The following is a 16,783-nucleotide window of genomic DNA, read 5'->3' as shown; positions in this document are numbered from 1 at the left end:
TTATTGCCCACCCAGTTTCAGGCGCGCGGTTTCGCCGGTTGTGAAGGGCGCCACATCGACCGCCTGGCCGTTGTAGGTGACTTGGGCGCCACGGGCAAACCCCAGGCGCAGTTCGAGCGGCGCCTTGCCAACCAGCCGCAGGCTGTCGCCGGCACGCTTGAGTGAGCTGACCAGGATCTTGCCATTGGCATCGGTCAGCTGGGTCCAGCAATCGGCGGAAAAGCTCAGCTCGACGACGCCTTCGCCGGCCGCCGCCACGGGCGGCTGCTCGGCGGCGGATGCCGGCGCGACCGGCTCGCCGGGGGTCGGTGCCACCGCCGCCTGCGGCGCAGGTTCGGCTGGACTCGGCGCCGGCGCGACTGGCGCCGCCACAACCGGCTCGGCCAAGCCCGCATCGCCGTTCGACTCGGCCGCCGACTCATCGGTCTGCGGTGCCGGCTCGAGCGCGGTAGCGGACAGATTGAGCTCGCTGGGCTGCTGGGCCTCGGCTACCGCCTGGTCTTCGGGTTCGTCCAGCACATGGATCTGGGTGGTACCGTCGGCGCCTTCCACTTCGACATGTTCGAAGCTGCTCGCCGGCTCCTCAGCCGCCCGCTGGGCCTGCTCCTGCCACCAGTACAGGCCGGCCCCGGCCAGGACCACCAGCACGGCCAGCACGGCGAAACGCAGGATGTGCTGCGAGTGGCTCAATGGTTGTTCGATGCGGCCGAGGCTGTGCACGCTGCTGCCCGCCGCGTTGCTGCCGGTGAACTGATCGAACTCCAGCACCAGGCGCGCCTGGTCCATGCCCAGCAACTTGCCATAAGCGCGGATGTAACCGCGGGCGAAGGTGTGCCCCGGCAACTTGTCGAAGGCACCGTCTTCGATCTGCCCCAGGCGCTGGGGCGTCAGGTTGAGCTGCGCGGCCACCTCGGCGATGCTCCAGCCCTTGCTTTCGCGGGTGATGCGTAAGGATTCGCCGGGATTGACCTGCTGGGCCACTGCTTCTTCGGAATGCGCCGCTTTCATCTTTGCTCCGACAGGTATTGCTGATATTCCGGGGTCCCCGGATAAAGACGTTTCAACTGCAGGCCGAGGCTGGCCGCCTGGTCGCGGTCCTCGAAGATCGCCGCCAGGCGGGCCCCCAGCAACAGGCTGCGAGCACTCTGCTCGGCCAGTGCGCTGTAGCTCTCGTAGTAGCGGCGCGCCGGCACGTACTGCCGATCCTCGAAGTGCAACTGCGCCATCTCCAGCAGCGCCCGCGGTTGGCGACTGTCGAGCCGCAGCGAACGCTCGAAATAGGTTTTCGCCTGCTCGCGCTGTTTGAGCATCATGGCGGTCAGACCGAGGTTCTCGAACACCCGCGAACGCTCCGGATAGAGATTGTCGCGAGCCGCCTCCTGGTAGCGCTGCAGCGCTTCCTCGTAGCGTTTCTGCTCGAACAGGAAGCTGCCGTAGTTGTTCAGCAGACGGGCGTCATCGCCGCGCTGCGACAGCGCCTTGCGATAGTGCTCATCGGCCAGCTTGGGTTCCATCTCGATCTGAAACACCAGGGCCAAGGCCGCGTGGGCGTCGGCACTCGAAGGATCGAGGGCCAGGGCCTTCTTCAGCGGCACCTTGGCACGCCCGCTGGCGCCTTGCTGGAGATAGCCGAGACCCAGCTGCACATAGGCATCACGCGCCTCGTCGCGCCCCTTATCGGTTCTCATCGGGTCGACATCGCCAGTCGATACGCATCCGGCCAGCAGGCCGGCGAACAACAAGAACAGCGCTGGGCGCAGGGTCATGGGTTTCCTCTCTTCAGGTTCGATCGGCGGCGGATGGCGAAGCATCCGCCTCGCTGCTCAATTCGCGCACGGCGATATAACGCGCACTGCGGCGGGTACGATCCATGACCTGACCGACCAGCTGACCACAGGCGGCGTCGATATCCTCGCCACGGGTGGTGCGCACCGTGACGTTGTGCCCGGCCTTGTGCAGCAGGTCCTGGAAACGGCGGATGGCATTATTGCTCGGCCGTTCGTACCCAGAGTGGGGAAAGGGATTAAACGGAATCAGGTTGATCTTGCAAGGCACATCCTTGAGAAGTGCGATCATTTCCTCAGCATGAGCCGGCTGATCGTTGACATCCTTGAGCAGGGTGTACTCGATGGTCAGCACGCGCTTCTCGCCGAGACGCGACACGTAGCGCTTGCAGGCTGCCAGCAACATGTCCAGGGGGTACTTCTTGTTGATCGGCACCAGCTGGTTGCGCAGTTCATCGTTCGGCGCGTGCAGCGACAGGGCCAGCGACACGTCGATGACCTCGCCCAGCTTGTCGATCATCGGCACCACGCCGGAGGTGGACAGGGTCACCTTGCGCTTGGAGATGCCATAACCGAGGTCGTCCATCATGATCTTCATGGCGGCGACCACGTTGTCGAAATTCAGCAACGGCTCGCCCATGCCCATCATCACCACGTTGGTGATGGCGCGATCGATCTTCGCCGGCACGGAGCCGAAAGACTTGTTGGCGATCCACACCTGGCCGATCACTTCGGCGGCAGACAGATCGCTGTTGAAACCTTGTTTGCCGGTGGAGCAGAAGCTGCAGTCCAGGGCACAGCCAGCCTGGGAGGAGACGCACAGGGTGCCACGCCCGCCCTGGGGAATGTACACGGTCTCGACGCAACTGCCGGACGCCACCCGCACGACCCACTTGCGAGTGCCGTCGGTGGAAATGTCTTCGCTGACCACTTCCGGACCGCGAATCTCGGCACAGGCCTTGAGCTTCTCGCGCAAGGCCTTGCCCACATTGCTCATGGCATCGAAGTCATCGACGCCAAAGTGGTGAATCCATTTCATCACCTGGCCGGCACGGAAGCGCTTCTCCCCGATGTTCTCGAAGAACTGCTCCATTTCTGGCTGGGTCAGACCCAGCAGGTTGATCTTGCCGGTAGCTTCAGTCATGGCTTCACCCTCGCATGGTTCGCCTTAGCGAATGCGTGCGCACACTTCGGTGGAAGCGAAGAAGTAGGCGATCTCGCGAGCGGCGGAAGCCTCGGAGTCGGAGCCGTGCACGGCGTTCTCGTCGATGGACACGGCGAAGTCGGCGCGGATGGTACCGGCGGCAGCTTCCTTCGGGTTGGTGGCGCCCATCAGCTCGCGGTTCTTGGCGATGGCGTCTTCACCTTCCAGCACCTGGACGATGACCGGACCGGAGGTCATGAAGGCAACCAGGTCCTTGAAGAAGCCGCGCTCGCTGTGCTCGGCGTAGAAGCCGGCGGCTTCGCGCTCGGACAGCTGGACCATCTTCGAAGCGACGACACGCAGGCCGGCTTTCTCGAAACGGGTGGTGATCTCACCGATGACGTTCTTGGCAACGGCGTCGGGCTTGATGATGGAGAAGGTACGTTGAACAGCCATGAAAAACTCCAGAAACAGGGATTAAAGCGAAAAATTAAACCCGCGAATTATACGCGGGTTCCGGTTAAATGCGTAGGGCGGCGCCGGCTCGGCGCCCGGCTCAGTCGATCTCTTCGAGCCAGGCGGCCTGGATCGCCTCGAGGACCTTCTCGCCGCCGCGCTGCGGATCGTCGGAGAACTCCGGCAAGTCCAGCACCCAGCGGTGCAGATCGACGAAGTTCACGTAGCGCGGATCGACTTCGGGCTTGGCTTCCGCCAGCTGGATGGCGATCTCCAGCACATCGGTCCATTTCAGACTCATGACCTGCTCCTTCACTAAAGGGTTCAGTGACCTTCGGAAACCTGGTTAATGGTGTACTTGGGAATCTCCACCACCAGATCCTGATCCGCCACCACCGCCTGGCAAGACAGCCGCGAATTGGGCTCCAGACCCCAGGCCTTGTCGAGCATGTCGTCCTCCAGCTCGTCGGACGGTTCCAGGGAGTTGAAGCCCTCGCGGATCACCACGTGACAGGTGGTGCAGGCACAGGACTTCTCGCAGGCATGCTCGATATCGATGCCATGGGCCAGGGCGGCATTGAGCACCGTCTCGCCCGATTCCACCTCGATGACCGCACCCTCGGGGCAGTGCTCGGCGTGGGGCAGAAAAATCAACTGCGGCATGCTTATTCCTCAATCTCGTTAAGACTACGGCCGGCCAACGCGGCCTTGACCGTGGCATCCAGGCGACGCGCGGCGAAAGCGTCGGTCAACTGGGTCAGGCGCTTGGTCTGCTGCTCGATGGCCAGGCCATCGTTGCCCGCCATCAGCTCACGCAACTCGTCCATCTGCGCCTCGATCGCCAGGCGCTCGTCGGCGCTCAACAGGCGCTCGCCATCGGCCTCCAGGGCCGCCTGCACGGCCTCGAGCAGGCGCTGGGCATCGACCTGCTGCTCACGCAGAACCCGGGCCACCTTGTCGTCGCTGGCATGCTGGAAGGAGTCCTGCAGCATGCGCGCGATCTCGCCATCGGTCAGGCCATAGGACGGCTTGACCTGGATGCTCGCCTCCACCCCGGACGCCAGCTCGCGAGCCGACACCCCGAGCAGGCCGTCGGCATCGACCTGGAAGGTCACGCGGATCTTCGCCGCGCCGGCCACCATGGGCGGAATACCACGCAGCTCGAAGCGCGCCAGGGAGCGGCAATCGCCGATCAGCTCGCGCTCGCCCTGCAGCACATGGATCATCATGGCCGTCTGGCCATCCTTGTAGGTGGTGAATTCCTGGGCGCGCGCCACTGGAATGGTGGTGTTGCGCGGGATCACCTTTTCCATCAGGCCGCCCATGGTCTCCAGACCAAGGGACAGCGGAATCACATCCAGCAGCAGCAGCTCTTCACCCTCGCCGCGCTGATTGCCAGCCAGGGTGTCGGCCTGGATCGCCGCGCCGATGGCGACCACCTGGTCCGGGTCGATATCGGTCAAGGGCTCGCGGCCGAACATTTCGCTGACGGCCTGACGCACCCGTGGCACTCGAGTCGAGCCACCGACCATGACCACCGCCTCGACCTGCTCCAGCTCGATGCCGGCATCGCGCACGGCGCGCCGACAGGCCTTGAGGCTGCGCGCCACCATGGGCTCGATCAGCGCATCGAACTGCTCACGACTGAGCACGCCACGCCAATCACCATGACTCAGCTCCACCTCGGCGTTGGCGCTCAGCGCCTCTTTCGCCGTACAGGCGGTGCTGAGCAGGCTGCGCTGGGCACCGGGGTCGAGGTCGGCGGACAAGCCGGCCTGCTCGACTATCCAGCCAGCGATGGCGTGGTCGAAGTCGTCGCCACCCAGGGCGCTGTCGCCGCCGGTCGCCAGCACCTCGAACACCCCGCGGGTCAGGCGCAGGATGGAGATATCGAAGGTACCGCCACCCAGATCGTAGATCGCCACGACCCCCTCGGCCTGCTGGTCCAGGCCATAGGCCACGGCGGCCGCGGTCGGCTCGTTGAGCAGACGCAGCACATTCAACCCGGCGAGGCGCGCGGCATCCTTGGTCGCCTGGCGCTGGGCCTCGTCGAAGTAGGCCGGCACCGTGATCACCGCGCCAACCAGCTCGCCACCCAAGGCCTCTTCGGCGCGCTGACGCAACACCTTGAGAATATCGGCGGACACCTCGACCGGACTCTTCGGCCCCTGCACCGTCTCGATGAAGGGCATGTGCGACTGGCCGTCGACGAAGCGATAGGGCAACTGTTCGCCCAGCTGCTTGACGTCTTCCAGGCCGCGCCCCATCAGGCGCTTGACCGACAGCACGGTGTTCAGCGGATCGCTGGAGGCGGCCGCCTTGGCGGCCTCGCCCACTTCGATTCGATCGGGGTGATAGCGCACCGCGGACGGCAGGATGACCTGGCCATCGGCGTCCGGCAGGGGTTCGGAGAGGCCACTGCGCAGGGCAGCGACCAGGGAATTGGTGGTACCCAGATCGATCCCCACAGCCAATCGACGCTGGTGTGGCTGGGGGCTCTGTCCGGGCTCAGCGATCTGCAGTAAGGCCATGATTAATAAATGCTTATCTGGATTTCAGGTGCACAGCCGAGCTGCGCAAGCGTTAGTCGTCGAGGCGCTCTTCCAACTGGCGCACCTCATGGGCGAGCTTGTCGAGAAACTGCATCCGGCGCATCAGGCGCTCGGCTTCCTCGCGCCGCACCGGATCGTCCCAGCAGCCGGCAAAGCTTTCGTTCAGCTCGTCCTGAGCGACCTTGAGGCGCCGCTTGAACGCTGCCACCCCCGCCAGATCGGCGCTGTCCTGCAGATCCTCGAGCTCTTCGCGCCAGTGCATCTGCTGCATCAGGAAACCCGGATCCTGCACCGTGACCTCCAGCGGCAGCTCGGGGCCGCTCAGGGTCAGCAGGTAGCGCGCTCGCTGCGGGGCATGCCTGAGCGTCTGGTAGGCCTCATTGAGACTCGCGGAGCGCTCCAAGGCCAACCGCTGCTCGCGCTCGGAGGCGTCGGCGAATCGATCCGGATGGACGGTGCGCGCCAACTCGCGATAACGCGCACCCAACTCGTCGAGGTCCAGACGGAAACTCGGCTTCAGGTCGAACAGGGCAAAATGACAAGGACTTCCCACAAGCGCCTCAGATGTTGAAGCTCTCGCCGCAGCCACATTCGCCGCGCACGTTGGGGTTGTTGAACTTGAAACCCTCGTTCAACCCTTCCTTGACGAAGTCCAGCTCGGTGCCATCGAGATAGACCAGGCTCTTCGGATCGATGATCACCTTGACGCCGTGACTCTCGAACACCTGGTCTTCGCTGGCCGGCTCATCGACGAACTCCAGCACATAAGCCAGGCCGGAACAGCCGGTCGTACGCACACCCAGGCGAATACCCTCGCCCTTGCCGCGCCCCTCGAGGGAGCGGCGCACGTGCTGCGCGGCAGCTTCGGTCATGCTGATAGCCATCGACATACCTCCTTAGAGCAAACCTTTCTTCTGCTTGTAGTCGCGCACGGCCGCCTTGATGGCGTCCTCGGCGAGCACCGAGCAGTGAATCTTCACCGGCGGCAGGGCCAGCTCTTCGGCCAGCTGGGTGTTCTTGATGGTCTCGGCCTCATCCAGGGTCTTGCCCTTCATCCACTCGGTAGCGAGGGAGCTGGAGGCGATGGCCGAACCGCAGCCATAGGTCTTGAACTTGGCATCTTCGATGACGCCCTGCTCGTTGACCTTGATCTGCAGACGCATCACGTCACCGCAGGCCGGCGCACCGACCATGCCGGTACCGACGCTGGGGTCTTCCGCGTCCATCTTGCCGACGTTGCGCGGGTTTTCGTAATGGTCGATGACCTTTTCACTGTATGCCATGCTGCTATTCCTCTCTCATCAGGTGCCGCTCTTCGGCAGCTCGCTAGTTAGTGTGCTGCCCACTCGATCTTCGACAGATCGACACCGTCCTTGTACATGTCCCACAGCGGCGACAACTCGCGCAGCTTGGTGACCGCCTCGCGTACCTTCTGCGCGGCGTAGTCGACTTCTTCCTCGGTGGTGAAGCGACCGAAGGTGAAACGGATGGAGCTGTGCGCCAATTCGTCGTTGCGGCCCAGGGCGCGCAATACGTAGGACGGTTCCAGGGAGGCCGAGGTGCACGCCGAGCCGGAGGAAACCGCCAGGTCCTTGAGCGCCATGATCAGCGACTCGCCTTCGACATAGTTGAAGCTGAGATTGAGATTGTGCGGCACGCGGGCCGTCAGGCTGCCGTTGACGTACAGCTCTTCCAGGCCATCGACCTGGGCGAAGAAGCGGTCACGCAGGGCCAGCACACGCTGGTTTTCCTGGGCCATTTCTTCCTTGGCGATACGGAACGCCTCACCCATGCCGACGCACTGGTGCGTGGCCAGGGTGCCGGAGCGCATGCCACGCTCATGGCCGCCACCGTGGGTCTGGGCCTCCAGGCGCACGCGCGGCTTGCGGCGCACGTACAGCGCACCGACGCCCTTGGGGCCGTAGGTCTTGTGCGCCGAGAAGGACATCAGGTCGACCTTGAGCTTCTCCAGGTCGATTTCCACCTTGCCGGTGGATTGCGCGGCATCCACATGGAACAGCACGCCGCGCGAGCGGGTCAGCTCGCCGATGGCGGCGATGTCGTTGATCGTGCCGATCTCGTTGTTCACGTGCATGATCGACACCAGCACGGTGTCATCGCGCAGCGCCGCCTCGACCATGGCCGGGGTGATCAGACCATCTTCGCCGGGCTCGATGTAGGTGACCTCGAATCCTTCGCGCTCCAGTTGGCGCATGGTGTCGAGGACCGCCTTGTGCTCGATCTTCGAGGTGACCAGGTGCTTGCCCTTGCTGCTGTAGAAATTGGCCACACCCTTGATCGCAAGGTTGTCGGACTCGGTGGCACCGGAGGTCCAGACGATCTCGCGCGGATCGGCATTGACCAGCTCGGCGACCTGACGGCGAGCATTCTCCACCGCTTCTTCGGCCTTCCAGCCGAACACGTGGGAGCGCGAGGCCGGGTTACCGAAGTTGCCATCGACCAGCAGGCACTCACTCATCTTCTGGGCGACACGCGGGTCGACCGGCGTGGTGGCGGAATAATCGAGGTAAATCGGAAATTTCATTGACTCTCTCCTATCAGGTCTCGGACCTCGCAGCCCGGCGCCCTTGCATTCAATCGACGGTGGACGCTTCAATCTTGTCCAAATGCGGCATCAAGCCACTGCTGCAGCGACGCTGATCCTGGCGCTGAGCAACCTCCTGCACCTCACGGCGCGTCACCAGGTCGGCGAGGCTGATGCCACTGAGGAATTCGTGAATCTGCTGACTGAGGTCGCACCACAAATGGTGGGTCAGACAGGTGTCGCCGGCATGGCAATCACCCTGCCCCTGGCAACGGGTGGCATCGACCGACTCGTTGACCGCATCGATCACCTGAGCCACCTGAATGCCGCACATGTCACGCGCCAGCTGATAGCCGCCGCCCGGGCCGCGCACACTGGAAACCAGGTTGCCACGACGCAGCTTGGCGAACAGCTGCTCCAGATAGGACAGGGAGATGCCCTGACGTTCGGATATGTCGGCGAGGGACACCGGACCATGCTGCGCGTGAAGCGCGAGGTCGAGCATTGCCGTGACGGCGTAGCGGCCTTTGGTGGTCAGACGCATGGAGGGTTACCACGGGATCACTGTGTGCCGCGAGTATGCAATTCCCGAGTATTTAAGTCAACTATAAGACCTATGGTTTTACTCGGGATTAGGCGACGCGAAGGGCGCGCAGCATAACAAAATGCCGCGCGCCGCGCATCACGCAGCCGGCTTGTCGTCCTGATCCTTGCAGACGCCAGCGAAGTCCTCGTCCCGCAGCGCCGGCAGCTCCTTCGCGCAGTAGTCGCTACCCAGAGCCGTCAGCGCGCTGCACATGCCCTCCAGGCGCCCGTCGACGGCCTGCAGGTGATCGAGCAGCTGGCCGATCGCGCGCGCAACCGGGTCCGGCATGTCCTGGCCGACACCATAGGCATCGAAGCCAAGCTTTTCGGCCATGGCCTGACGCTTGGCCTCCTGCTCGCCATCGACCTTGACGATGATCCGCCCGGGAATGCCCACTGCCGTGGCCCCGGCCGGCACCGCCTTGGTCACCACGGCATTGGAGCCGATCTTCGCGCCCGCACCGACCGTGAAGGGTCCCAGCACCTTGGCGCCGGCACCGACCACCACGCCATCTTCCAGAGTCGGATGACGCTTGCCCTTGTTCCAGCTGGTGCCACCCAGGGTCACCCCCTGGTAAAGCGTGACGTCGTTGCCGATCTCGGCCGTCTCGCCAATGACGATACCCATGCCATGATCAATGAAGAAACGCCGACCGATTTTCGCCCCGGGATGAATCTCGATCCCGGTCAACCAGCGACCGAAATTCGACACCACCCGCGCCAGCCACTTCCAGCCCGCCGCCCACAAGGCGTGCGCCACGCGATGCAGCCACACCGCATGCAAGCCCGGGTAGCAGGTCACCACCTCCAGCGTATTGCGCGCCGCCGGATCGCGATGGAACACGCTCTGGATATCTTCTCGCATGCGCTCAAACATCAGATTTCCCCTGCCTATGGTGCTGACCACGCGCGGCCTTGACGGTCTCCGTCAGAATGCCGCGCAAGATATTCATTTCCAGCTTGCTGACGCCGCTGCGCCCGTACAGCCGACGCAGACGACTCATCAGGTGCCGCGGCTTGGCCGGCTCGAGAAAGCCGATCTCCACCAGCGCCAACTCCAGGTGTGCATAGAAGGACTCCAGTTCGTCTGCAGTCACCGGCTGCATGTCGAGCATCGCCGTGGCCTCCACTTTGGCGACCTTGGTCGGCTGATTCTGCGCAGCCAGCCAGGCCATGCGCACTTCATACGCCAACACCTGCACGGCGGCCGCCAGGTTCAGCGAGCTGAACTGCGGGTCGGACGGAATATGCACATGGAATTGACAGCGCTGCAGTTCCTCGTTGGTAAGGCCGGCGTATTCGCGACCGAACACCAGCGCCACCTCGCCCCCTTGCGCCGCCTGTTCGCAGGCCGTCACACCGCATTCGCGCGGATCCAGCAGGGGCCAGGGAATGCGCCGATCACGGGCACTGGTGCCCATCACCAGACTGCAACCGACCAGCGCCTCCTCGAGCGTACCGACCACCTGGGCGGAATCGAGGATATCGGTCGCCCCGGAGGCGCGCGCGACCGCATCGCCACTGGGAAAGTCGATCGGATCGACCAGCACCAGGCGCGACAACCCCATGTTCTTCATGGCTCGCGCAGCACCGCCGATATTGCCCGGATGACTGGTATTGACCAAAACCACGCGAATGTTCTGCAGCAACGTAGACGCTCACATGAAAAAAGAAGGGGAGCAAATCTTACAGAACCCCCCTGATTAATGCCATGCACGGCACAGGCGGCACTTCAACCGCGTGGCTTTTCTGCTAGAATGGCCGGCTTTCTTTAACGACCCAGGTGAACATCCATGCAGCCCATGCTGAATATCGCGCTGCGCGCAGCCCGTAGCGCCGGTGAAATGATTTTCCGCTCGATCGAACGCTTGGACGTCATCTCGGTCGACGAGAAAGATGCCAAAGATTACGTGACCGAAATCGACCGCTCCGCCGAGCAGCTGATCATCCAGGCCCTGCGCAAGGCCTACCCGAATCACGGCTTCCTCGGCGAAGAGGGCGGCCTGATCGAAGGCAGCGGCGAGGGCGCGGACTACCAGTGGATCATCGACCCACTGGACGGCACCACCAACTTCATCCGCGGCGTGCCGCACTTCGCGGTCAGCGTCGCCTGCAAATACCGCGGCCGCCTCGAGCACGCGGTGATCATCGATCCGGTTCGCCAGGAAGAGTTCACCGCCAGCCGCGGTCGCGGCGCCGCCCTCAATGGCCGCCGCCTGCGCGTCAGCACCCGCAAGAGCCTGGAAGGCGCCCTGCTCGGCACCGGCTTCCCGTTCCGCGACAGCCAGCTGGACAACCTGGAGAACTACCTGGGCATGTTCCGCAGCCTGGTCGGCCAGACCGCCGGCGTACGCCGCGCCGGCGCCGCCAGCCTGGACCTGGCCTATGTGGCGGCTGGCCGCTTCGACGCCTTCTGGGAGTTCGGCCTGTCCGAGTGGGACATGGCCGCCGGTGCCCTGCTGATTCAGGAAGCAGGCGGCCTGGTCAGCGACTTCAGCGGCGGCCACGATTTCCTCGAGAAGGGCCAGATCGTCGCCGGCAACACCAAGTGCTTCAAGGCGGTGCTGACGGCGATCCAGCCGCACCTGTCGACCGCGCTGAAACGCTGATCGCCCCGCTTCAGAAAAAACCGGCCTAGCGCCGGTTTTTTATCGCCCATAGAAAAAGCGCCCCGCGGGGCGCTTTTTCGTTGCAACTGCCGAACGCCTTACTGTGTAGACGCCGCCAATACCAACTGACCGTCCTTTACCGGAATCTGGCGGCCCGGATCATGGTCCATGCGCACCTGGCCCACCTTGCCGTCCAACTGGTATTTCACGTCGTAGCCGACCAGCTTCTCGCTGGTATCGGTGACCGTATTGCAGCGCGTCTCGGTGGTGGTGTAGGTGTCATTGGCCTGCATGTTCTCCTGCACCTTGTTGCCGGCGTAACCGCCGCCAACCGCGCCGGCGACCGTGGCAATCTTCTTGCCATTGCCACCGCCCACCTGATTACCGAGCAAGCCGCCGACCACCGCACCGATCGCCGTACCGGCGATACGATGCTGGTCCTTGACCGGCTTCTGCCGGGTCACGGTGACTTCGCGACATTCCTCACGCGGGGTCTGGATGGTTTCCTTGACCGGTTGCACGGCCAGCACCTCGGCGTACTCCGGACCGCTGACCAATTTATAGGTCGCGACAGCACCCCCGGCAGTGACCCCTACGGCGCCCAATACCGCGCCCACGAGCATCGATTTGTTCATGGCTTCTCCTGGCTCACGCTCTAGCTATCCGGCGAATTTCGCCTTGTTCGCACGGTTGGACCGAGGCGACCTGCGGCAAGTTCCACCGCCGCCAATGCCGCTCGATCCAACTGCGACAGAGCGCACAGACTCAGGGACGCTCGTCGACCTCTTCGGCCACCACTGGCGGAATCAGGTCCTCGACCGTGAGGTCCAGCCACAGCAGCACGACGTTGGCGATATAGATCGACGAGTAGGTACCCGCCAGCACACCGATGAACAGCGCGATGGAGAAGCCGAACAGGTTGTCGCCGGCGAACACCAGCAACGCACCGATTGCCAGCAAGGTGGAAATCGAGGTCGCCAGGGTGCGCAACAGGGTCTGGGTGGTGGAGATATTGATGTTGTCGATCAGGCTGGTCTTGCGCAGCACGCGGAAGTTCTCGCGCACCCGGTCGAACACCACGATGGTGTCGTTCAGCGAGTAACCGATGATCGCCAGGATCGCCGCCAGCACCGTCAGGTCGAAAGTCACCTGGAAGAACGACAGGATGCCCAGGGTCACCACCACGTCATGGATCAACGAGACGATGGCGCCGACAGCGAACTTCCACTGGAAGCGAAACGCCAGATACAGCAGCACCCCGCCCAGCGCCAGGAGCATGCCGATGCCACCTTGGTCACGCAGCTCTTCCCCCACCTGCGGGCCGACGAACTCGACCTTCTTGACCTCCGGCGCAGCACCGGATTTCGCCAGCGCCTCGGCCACCTTGTTGCCCAGGTCCGGATCATCGCCCTGCATGCGTACCACCACATCGGTGGTGGCGCCGAAGCTCTGCACCACGGCATCGGCGAAGCCGGCAGCGGCGAGCTGCTGGCGAATCCCGCTCAAGTCGGCCGGCTGCTGGTAGCCCAGCTCGATCTGCGTGCCGCCAGTGAAATCCAGCCCCAGGTTCAGGCCCTTGAACGCCCAACTGCCCAACGCCAGCAGGGTGAGGAACAGCGTGAGGGCAAACGCAAGTTTGCGCACGCCCATGAAGTTGATCGTACGATTCATCTCGACCTCTTAAACCCAAAGCTTCTTGAAGTCACGCCCACCGAAGATCAGGTTGACCATCGCGCGAGTCACCAGCACGGCGGTGAACATCGAGGTGAGAATGCCCAGCGACAAGGTCACGGCAAAGCCCTTGACCGGCCCGGTACCCATGGCGAAGAGGATGCCGCCGACCAGCAGGGTGGTCAGGTTGGCGTCGATGATCGCCGAGAAGGCGCGATCGAAGCCTTCATGAATCGCCCGCTGCACCGACATGCCATTGGCGATCTCTTCGCGGATACGCGAGAAGATCAGTACGTTGGCATCCACCGCCATACCCATGGTCAACACGATACCGGCGATACCCGGCAGGGTCAGGGTGGCGCTCAACAGCGACATCAGCGCCAGCAGCATGATCATGTTGAAGCCCAGCGCGACGGTCGCCAGCACGCCGAAGAAACGGTAGATCACCATGATGAACAGCGACACGAAGAGCATGCCCCACAACGACGCATCGACACCCTTGGCGATGTTGTCGGCACCCAGGCTCGGGCCGATGGTGCGCTCTTCGGCGAAGTACATCGGCGCCGCCAGACCACCGGCGCGCAGCAGCAGCGCCAGCTCCGAGGACTCGCCCTGGCCGTCCAGTCCGGTGATACGGAACTGGCTGCCGAGCGGCGACTGGATGGTCGCCAGGCTGATGATCTTCTTCTCCTCGACGAAACTGGCTATCGCCACCTCCTGCTCGACGCCCTCGACCACCTGGCGCGCGTAACGGGTCACCGGCTTCTGCTCGATGAAGATCACCGCCATGCTGCGCCCGACATTGTTGCGCGTGGCGCGATTCATCAGGTCGCCGCCGTGGTTATCCAGGCGGATGTTCACCTGCGGACGACCGTTCTCGTCGAAACTGGCCTGGGCGTCGGTGACCTGGTCACCGGTGATGATCAGCTCGCGCTCCAGTTGCACCGGCGCGCGCCCTTCTTCGCGGAACTCGAAGGTTTCGGTCGCCGCCCTGGGCGCATCCAGTTCGGCGGCCAGACGGAACTCCAGGTTGGCGGTCTTGCCGAGAATCCGCTTGGCCTCGGCAGTGTCCTGCACACCCGGCAACTCGACGACGATGCGGTTGGCGCCCTGACGCTGGACCAGCGGCTCGGCCACGCCCAGCTCGTTGACCCGGTTGCGCACGGTGGTCAGGTTCTGTTTGATCGAATACTCGCGAATCTCGGCGAGCTTGGCCGGAGTCAGGGTCAGGCGCAGCACCTGCTGGTCGCCCCGCTCGACGGCATTCTGTTCGAAATCGATGAAATCACGACGAATCAGGCGCTGCGCCTGCTCCAGGGTCGCCTCATCGGCAAAGCCCAGCTGGATCGCGCCATTGGCTTCCGGCAGGCTGCGATAGCGCACCCGCTCCTTGCGCAGCAGGCTCTTGACCTCACCCTCGTAGACCTTGCGACGGGCATCCAGCGCCTTGTCCATGTCCACTTCGAGCAGGAAGTGCACACCACCGGACAGGTCCAGACCCAGCTTCATCGGCCCGGCGCCGATATTGCGCAGCCAGTCCGGGGTGGTCTGCGCCAGGTTCAGGGCGACCACGAAATCGCCACCCAACGCCTTGCGTACCACGTCCTTGGCCGGCAACTGATCTTCCTTGCTGACCAGGCGCAGCAGGCCGGCGCGGCCCTGATCGGCCAGGCTCACGCCCTTGACCTCGATGCCGGCATCGCTCAGGGCGCGACCGGCGCGCTCCAGGTCGGCCTGCTCGACGCGCATCGCCGTGCTGTTGCCACTGATCTGGATGGCCGGATCGTCTGGATAGAGGTTGGGTGCCGAATAGATAAAGCCGATCGTCAGCACAGCCGCGATCAGCAGGTACTTCCACAGAGGAAATTTATTGAGCATGACGCCGCCCGTTATGACGCGGGGCGCATTAAGCGCCCCGTCGAATGGTAATGATGTGTGACTCAGATGGCTTTCAGCGTGCCCTTGGGCAGGGTGGCGGCGATGGCCACCTTCTGGATCTTCAGCTCCACGGTGTCCGACGCCTCGATCACCACGAAATCGTCGCTGACCTTGGTCACTTTGCCGGCGATGCCGCCGCTGGTCACCACTTCGTCACCCTTCTGCAGGTTGCCGATCAGGTTCTTGTGCTCCTTGGCGCGCTTGGCCTGCGGACGCCAGATCATCAGGTAGAAGATGACCAGGAAACCGACCAGAAACACCCACTCGAAACCGGTACCGGCAGGACCAGCAGCCGGGGCAGCGGCATCGGCATAAGCAGCGGGGATCAAAAAGCTCATTTAACACTCCTGTTGGATAAGGTCTTTAGAACAGCGATAGATCAGGCGAGCGGCGGTGTCGGCAGCCCGCGTCGCGCATAGAAGGCATCGACAAAGGCGGCCAATGTACCCTGTTGAATTGCCTCGCGCAAACCAGCCATAAGGCGCTGATAGTGGCGCAAGTTATGGATGGTATTGAGCATGCTTCCCAGCATTTCGCCGCACTTATCCAGATGATGCAGGTAGGCCCGGGAAAAGTGCTGGCAGGTGTAGCAGTCACAGGTTGCATCGAGCGGCGAGTCGTCATGCTTGTGCACCGAATTGCGAATCTTCAGCACGCCGGTGTCGACGAACAGATGGCCGTTGCGCGCATTGCGCGTGGGCATCACGCAGTCGAACATGTCGACGCCGCGCCGCACACCCTCGACCAAATCTTCCGGCTTGCCGACGCCCATCAGGTAGCGCGGCTTGTCCGCCGGCAGCTGCGCCGGCAGATAGTCCAGCACGCGGATCATCTCCTCCTTGGGCTCGCCGACCGACAGCCCGCCGATCGCCAGGCCATCGAAACCGATCTCGCTCAAACCCTCCAGCGAGCGCATGCGCAGCTCTTCGTGCATGCCGCCCTGGACGATACCGAACAGCGCCGCGCTGCTGTCGCCATGGGCCTCCTTGGAGCGCCTGGCCCAGCGCAGCGACAGCTCCATGGAGCGCTTGGCGACGTCGAACTCGGCCGGATAGGGCGTGCACTCGTCGAAGATCATCACGATGTCCGAGCCGAGGTCGCGCTGCACCTGCATCGACTCCTCCGGCCCCATGAACACCTTGCTGCCGTCCACCGGCGAGGCGAAGGTCACGCCCTCCTCCTTGATCTTGCGCATGGCACCCAGGCTGAACACCTGGAAGCCACCCGAATCGGTGAGGATCGGCCCCTGCCACTGCATGAAGTCGTGCAGATCGCCATGGCGCTTGATCACCTCGGTACCCGGGCGCAGCCACAGGTGGAAGGTGTTGCCGAGAATGATCTGCGCGCCGATCGCCTCGATATCCCGGGGCAACATGCCCTTCACCGTGCCATAGGTGCCGACCGGCATGAACGCCGGCGTCTCGACCACGCCCCGGGGAAAACTCAGGCGCCCGCGACGGGCCTTGCCGTCGGTCGCCAACAGCTCGAAAGACATGCGA

At 63.6% G+C, this 16,783-nt stretch carries 20 protein-coding genes; 1 reads left to right on the top strand and 19 read right to left on the bottom strand.

All coding sequences use genetic code 11. The annotated features are described in order from the left end of the window. The 14 genes from LPB260_RS10440 to trmJ all read right to left on the bottom strand — a co-directional run bounded on the left by LPB260_RS10440 (position 1) and on the right by trmJ (position 10,715). The gene (locus tag LPB260_RS10440) at positions 1–1,008 is read right to left on the bottom strand and encodes a RodZ family helix-turn-helix domain-containing protein (RefSeq protein WP_208708654.1); all 1,008 of its coding nucleotides are present in this window, start codon (positions 1,006–1,008) and stop codon (positions 1–3) included. After that, the gene (gene pilW / locus LPB260_RS10435; protein WP_208708653.1) at positions 1,005–1,766 is read right to left on the bottom strand and encodes a type IV pilus biogenesis/stability protein PilW; all 762 of its coding nucleotides are present in this window, start codon (positions 1,764–1,766) and stop codon (positions 1,005–1,007) included. Before pilW ends, LPB260_RS10440 begins: the two co-directional genes overlap by 4 nt. Before the next feature lie 13 nt (positions 1,767–1,779). Further along, positions 1,780–2,928, bottom strand: coding sequence for a 23S rRNA (adenine(2503)-C(2))-methyltransferase RlmN (gene rlmN, locus LPB260_RS10430; protein WP_208708652.1), 1,149 nt, complete (start codon positions 2,926–2,928; stop codon positions 1,780–1,782). A 24-nt stretch (positions 2,929–2,952) separates the two neighbouring features. Beyond that, on the bottom strand, positions 2,953–3,384 hold the full coding sequence (gene ndk / locus LPB260_RS10425) for a nucleoside-diphosphate kinase (protein WP_208708651.1): 432 nt from the start codon (positions 3,382–3,384) through the stop codon (positions 2,953–2,955). 100 nt (positions 3,385–3,484) lie between these two features. Then, entirely contained in the window at positions 3,485–3,685 is a 201-nt protein-coding gene (gene iscX, locus LPB260_RS10420; RefSeq protein ID WP_208708650.1) for a Fe-S cluster assembly protein IscX, read from the bottom strand. Between the two features lie 23 nt (positions 3,686–3,708). Then, the gene (fdx, locus tag LPB260_RS10415; RefSeq protein WP_208708649.1) at positions 3,709–4,047 is read right to left on the bottom strand and encodes an ISC system 2Fe-2S type ferredoxin; all 339 of its coding nucleotides are present in this window, start codon (positions 4,045–4,047) and stop codon (positions 3,709–3,711) included. A gap of 2 nt (positions 4,048–4,049) precedes the next feature. Beyond that, on the bottom strand, positions 4,050–5,915 hold the full coding sequence (gene hscA, locus LPB260_RS10410) for a Fe-S protein assembly chaperone HscA (RefSeq protein ID WP_208708648.1): 1,866 nt from the start codon (positions 5,913–5,915) through the stop codon (positions 4,050–4,052). 52 nt (positions 5,916–5,967) lie between these two features. Further along, positions 5,968–6,489, bottom strand: a complete 522-nt coding sequence (gene hscB / locus LPB260_RS10405; protein WP_208708647.1) for a co-chaperone HscB — start codon at positions 6,487–6,489, stop codon at positions 5,968–5,970. Positions 6,490–6,496: 7 nt separating this feature from the next. Next, positions 6,497–6,820 (bottom strand): iron-sulfur cluster assembly protein IscA, encoded by a 324-nt coding sequence (gene iscA, locus LPB260_RS10400; RefSeq protein ID WP_208708646.1) that lies wholly within the window; start codon positions 6,818–6,820, stop codon positions 6,497–6,499. A 12-nt stretch (positions 6,821–6,832) separates the two neighbouring features. After that, a complete protein-coding gene (gene iscU, locus LPB260_RS10395) occupies positions 6,833–7,219 on the bottom strand; it encodes a Fe-S cluster assembly scaffold IscU (protein ID WP_090239371.1) in 387 nt (128 codons plus the stop codon). Between the two features lie 47 nt (positions 7,220–7,266). After that, positions 7,267–8,481, bottom strand: a complete 1,215-nt coding sequence (locus LPB260_RS10390) for an IscS subfamily cysteine desulfurase (RefSeq protein ID WP_208708645.1) — start codon at positions 8,479–8,481, stop codon at positions 7,267–7,269. A 49-nt stretch (positions 8,482–8,530) separates the two neighbouring features. After that, on the bottom strand, positions 8,531–9,025 hold the full coding sequence (gene iscR / locus LPB260_RS10385) for a Fe-S cluster assembly transcriptional regulator IscR (protein ID WP_208708644.1): 495 nt from the start codon (positions 9,023–9,025) through the stop codon (positions 8,531–8,533). A 138-nt stretch (positions 9,026–9,163) separates the two neighbouring features. Continuing rightward, the gene (gene cysE, locus LPB260_RS10380; protein ID WP_208708643.1) at positions 9,164–9,943 is read right to left on the bottom strand and encodes a serine O-acetyltransferase; all 780 of its coding nucleotides are present in this window, start codon (positions 9,941–9,943) and stop codon (positions 9,164–9,166) included. Further along, on the bottom strand, positions 9,936–10,715 hold the full coding sequence (gene trmJ / locus LPB260_RS10375) for a tRNA (cytosine(32)/uridine(32)-2'-O)-methyltransferase TrmJ (RefSeq protein WP_208708642.1): 780 nt from the start codon (positions 10,713–10,715) through the stop codon (positions 9,936–9,938). Before trmJ ends, cysE begins: the two co-directional genes overlap by 8 nt. Before the next feature lie 144 nt (positions 10,716–10,859). Here trmJ and suhB point away from each other — a divergent pair, with 144 nt between their 5' ends. After that, the gene (gene suhB / locus LPB260_RS10370; protein WP_208708641.1) at positions 10,860–11,675 is read left to right on the top strand and encodes an inositol-phosphate phosphatase; all 816 of its coding nucleotides are present in this window, start codon (positions 10,860–10,862) and stop codon (positions 11,673–11,675) included. Positions 11,676–11,773: 98 nt separating this feature from the next. Here the strand turns inward: suhB and LPB260_RS10365 are convergent, their stop codons facing one another. The 5 genes from LPB260_RS10365 to tgt all read right to left on the bottom strand — a co-directional run bounded on the left by LPB260_RS10365 (position 11,774) and on the right by tgt (position 16,779). Next, positions 11,774–12,310, bottom strand: a complete 537-nt coding sequence (locus LPB260_RS10365; protein WP_208708640.1) for a glycine zipper 2TM domain-containing protein — start codon at positions 12,308–12,310, stop codon at positions 11,774–11,776. Positions 12,311–12,440: 130 nt separating this feature from the next. Then, positions 12,441–13,346 (bottom strand): protein translocase subunit SecF, encoded by a 906-nt coding sequence (gene secF / locus LPB260_RS10360; protein ID WP_208708639.1) that lies wholly within the window; start codon positions 13,344–13,346, stop codon positions 12,441–12,443. A gap of 9 nt (positions 13,347–13,355) precedes the next feature. Next, entirely contained in the window at positions 13,356–15,224 is a 1,869-nt protein-coding gene (gene secD, locus LPB260_RS10355) for a protein translocase subunit SecD (RefSeq protein WP_208708638.1), read from the bottom strand. Positions 15,225–15,286: 62 nt separating this feature from the next. Continuing rightward, positions 15,287–15,622 (bottom strand): preprotein translocase subunit YajC, encoded by a 336-nt coding sequence (gene yajC / locus LPB260_RS10350; RefSeq protein WP_208708637.1) that lies wholly within the window; start codon positions 15,620–15,622, stop codon positions 15,287–15,289. A 41-nt stretch (positions 15,623–15,663) separates the two neighbouring features. Next, positions 15,664–16,779 (bottom strand): tRNA guanosine(34) transglycosylase Tgt, encoded by a 1,116-nt coding sequence (tgt, locus tag LPB260_RS10345; protein ID WP_208710159.1) that lies wholly within the window; start codon positions 16,777–16,779, stop codon positions 15,664–15,666. Positions 16,780–16,783 lie beyond the last annotated feature (4 nt).

The sequence above is a fragment of the Pseudomonas sp. LPB0260 genome, assembly GCF_013388395.1.
Note: the sequence above shows the minus strand (reverse complement) of the source record. Positions and strands in the feature narration are given on the sequence as shown.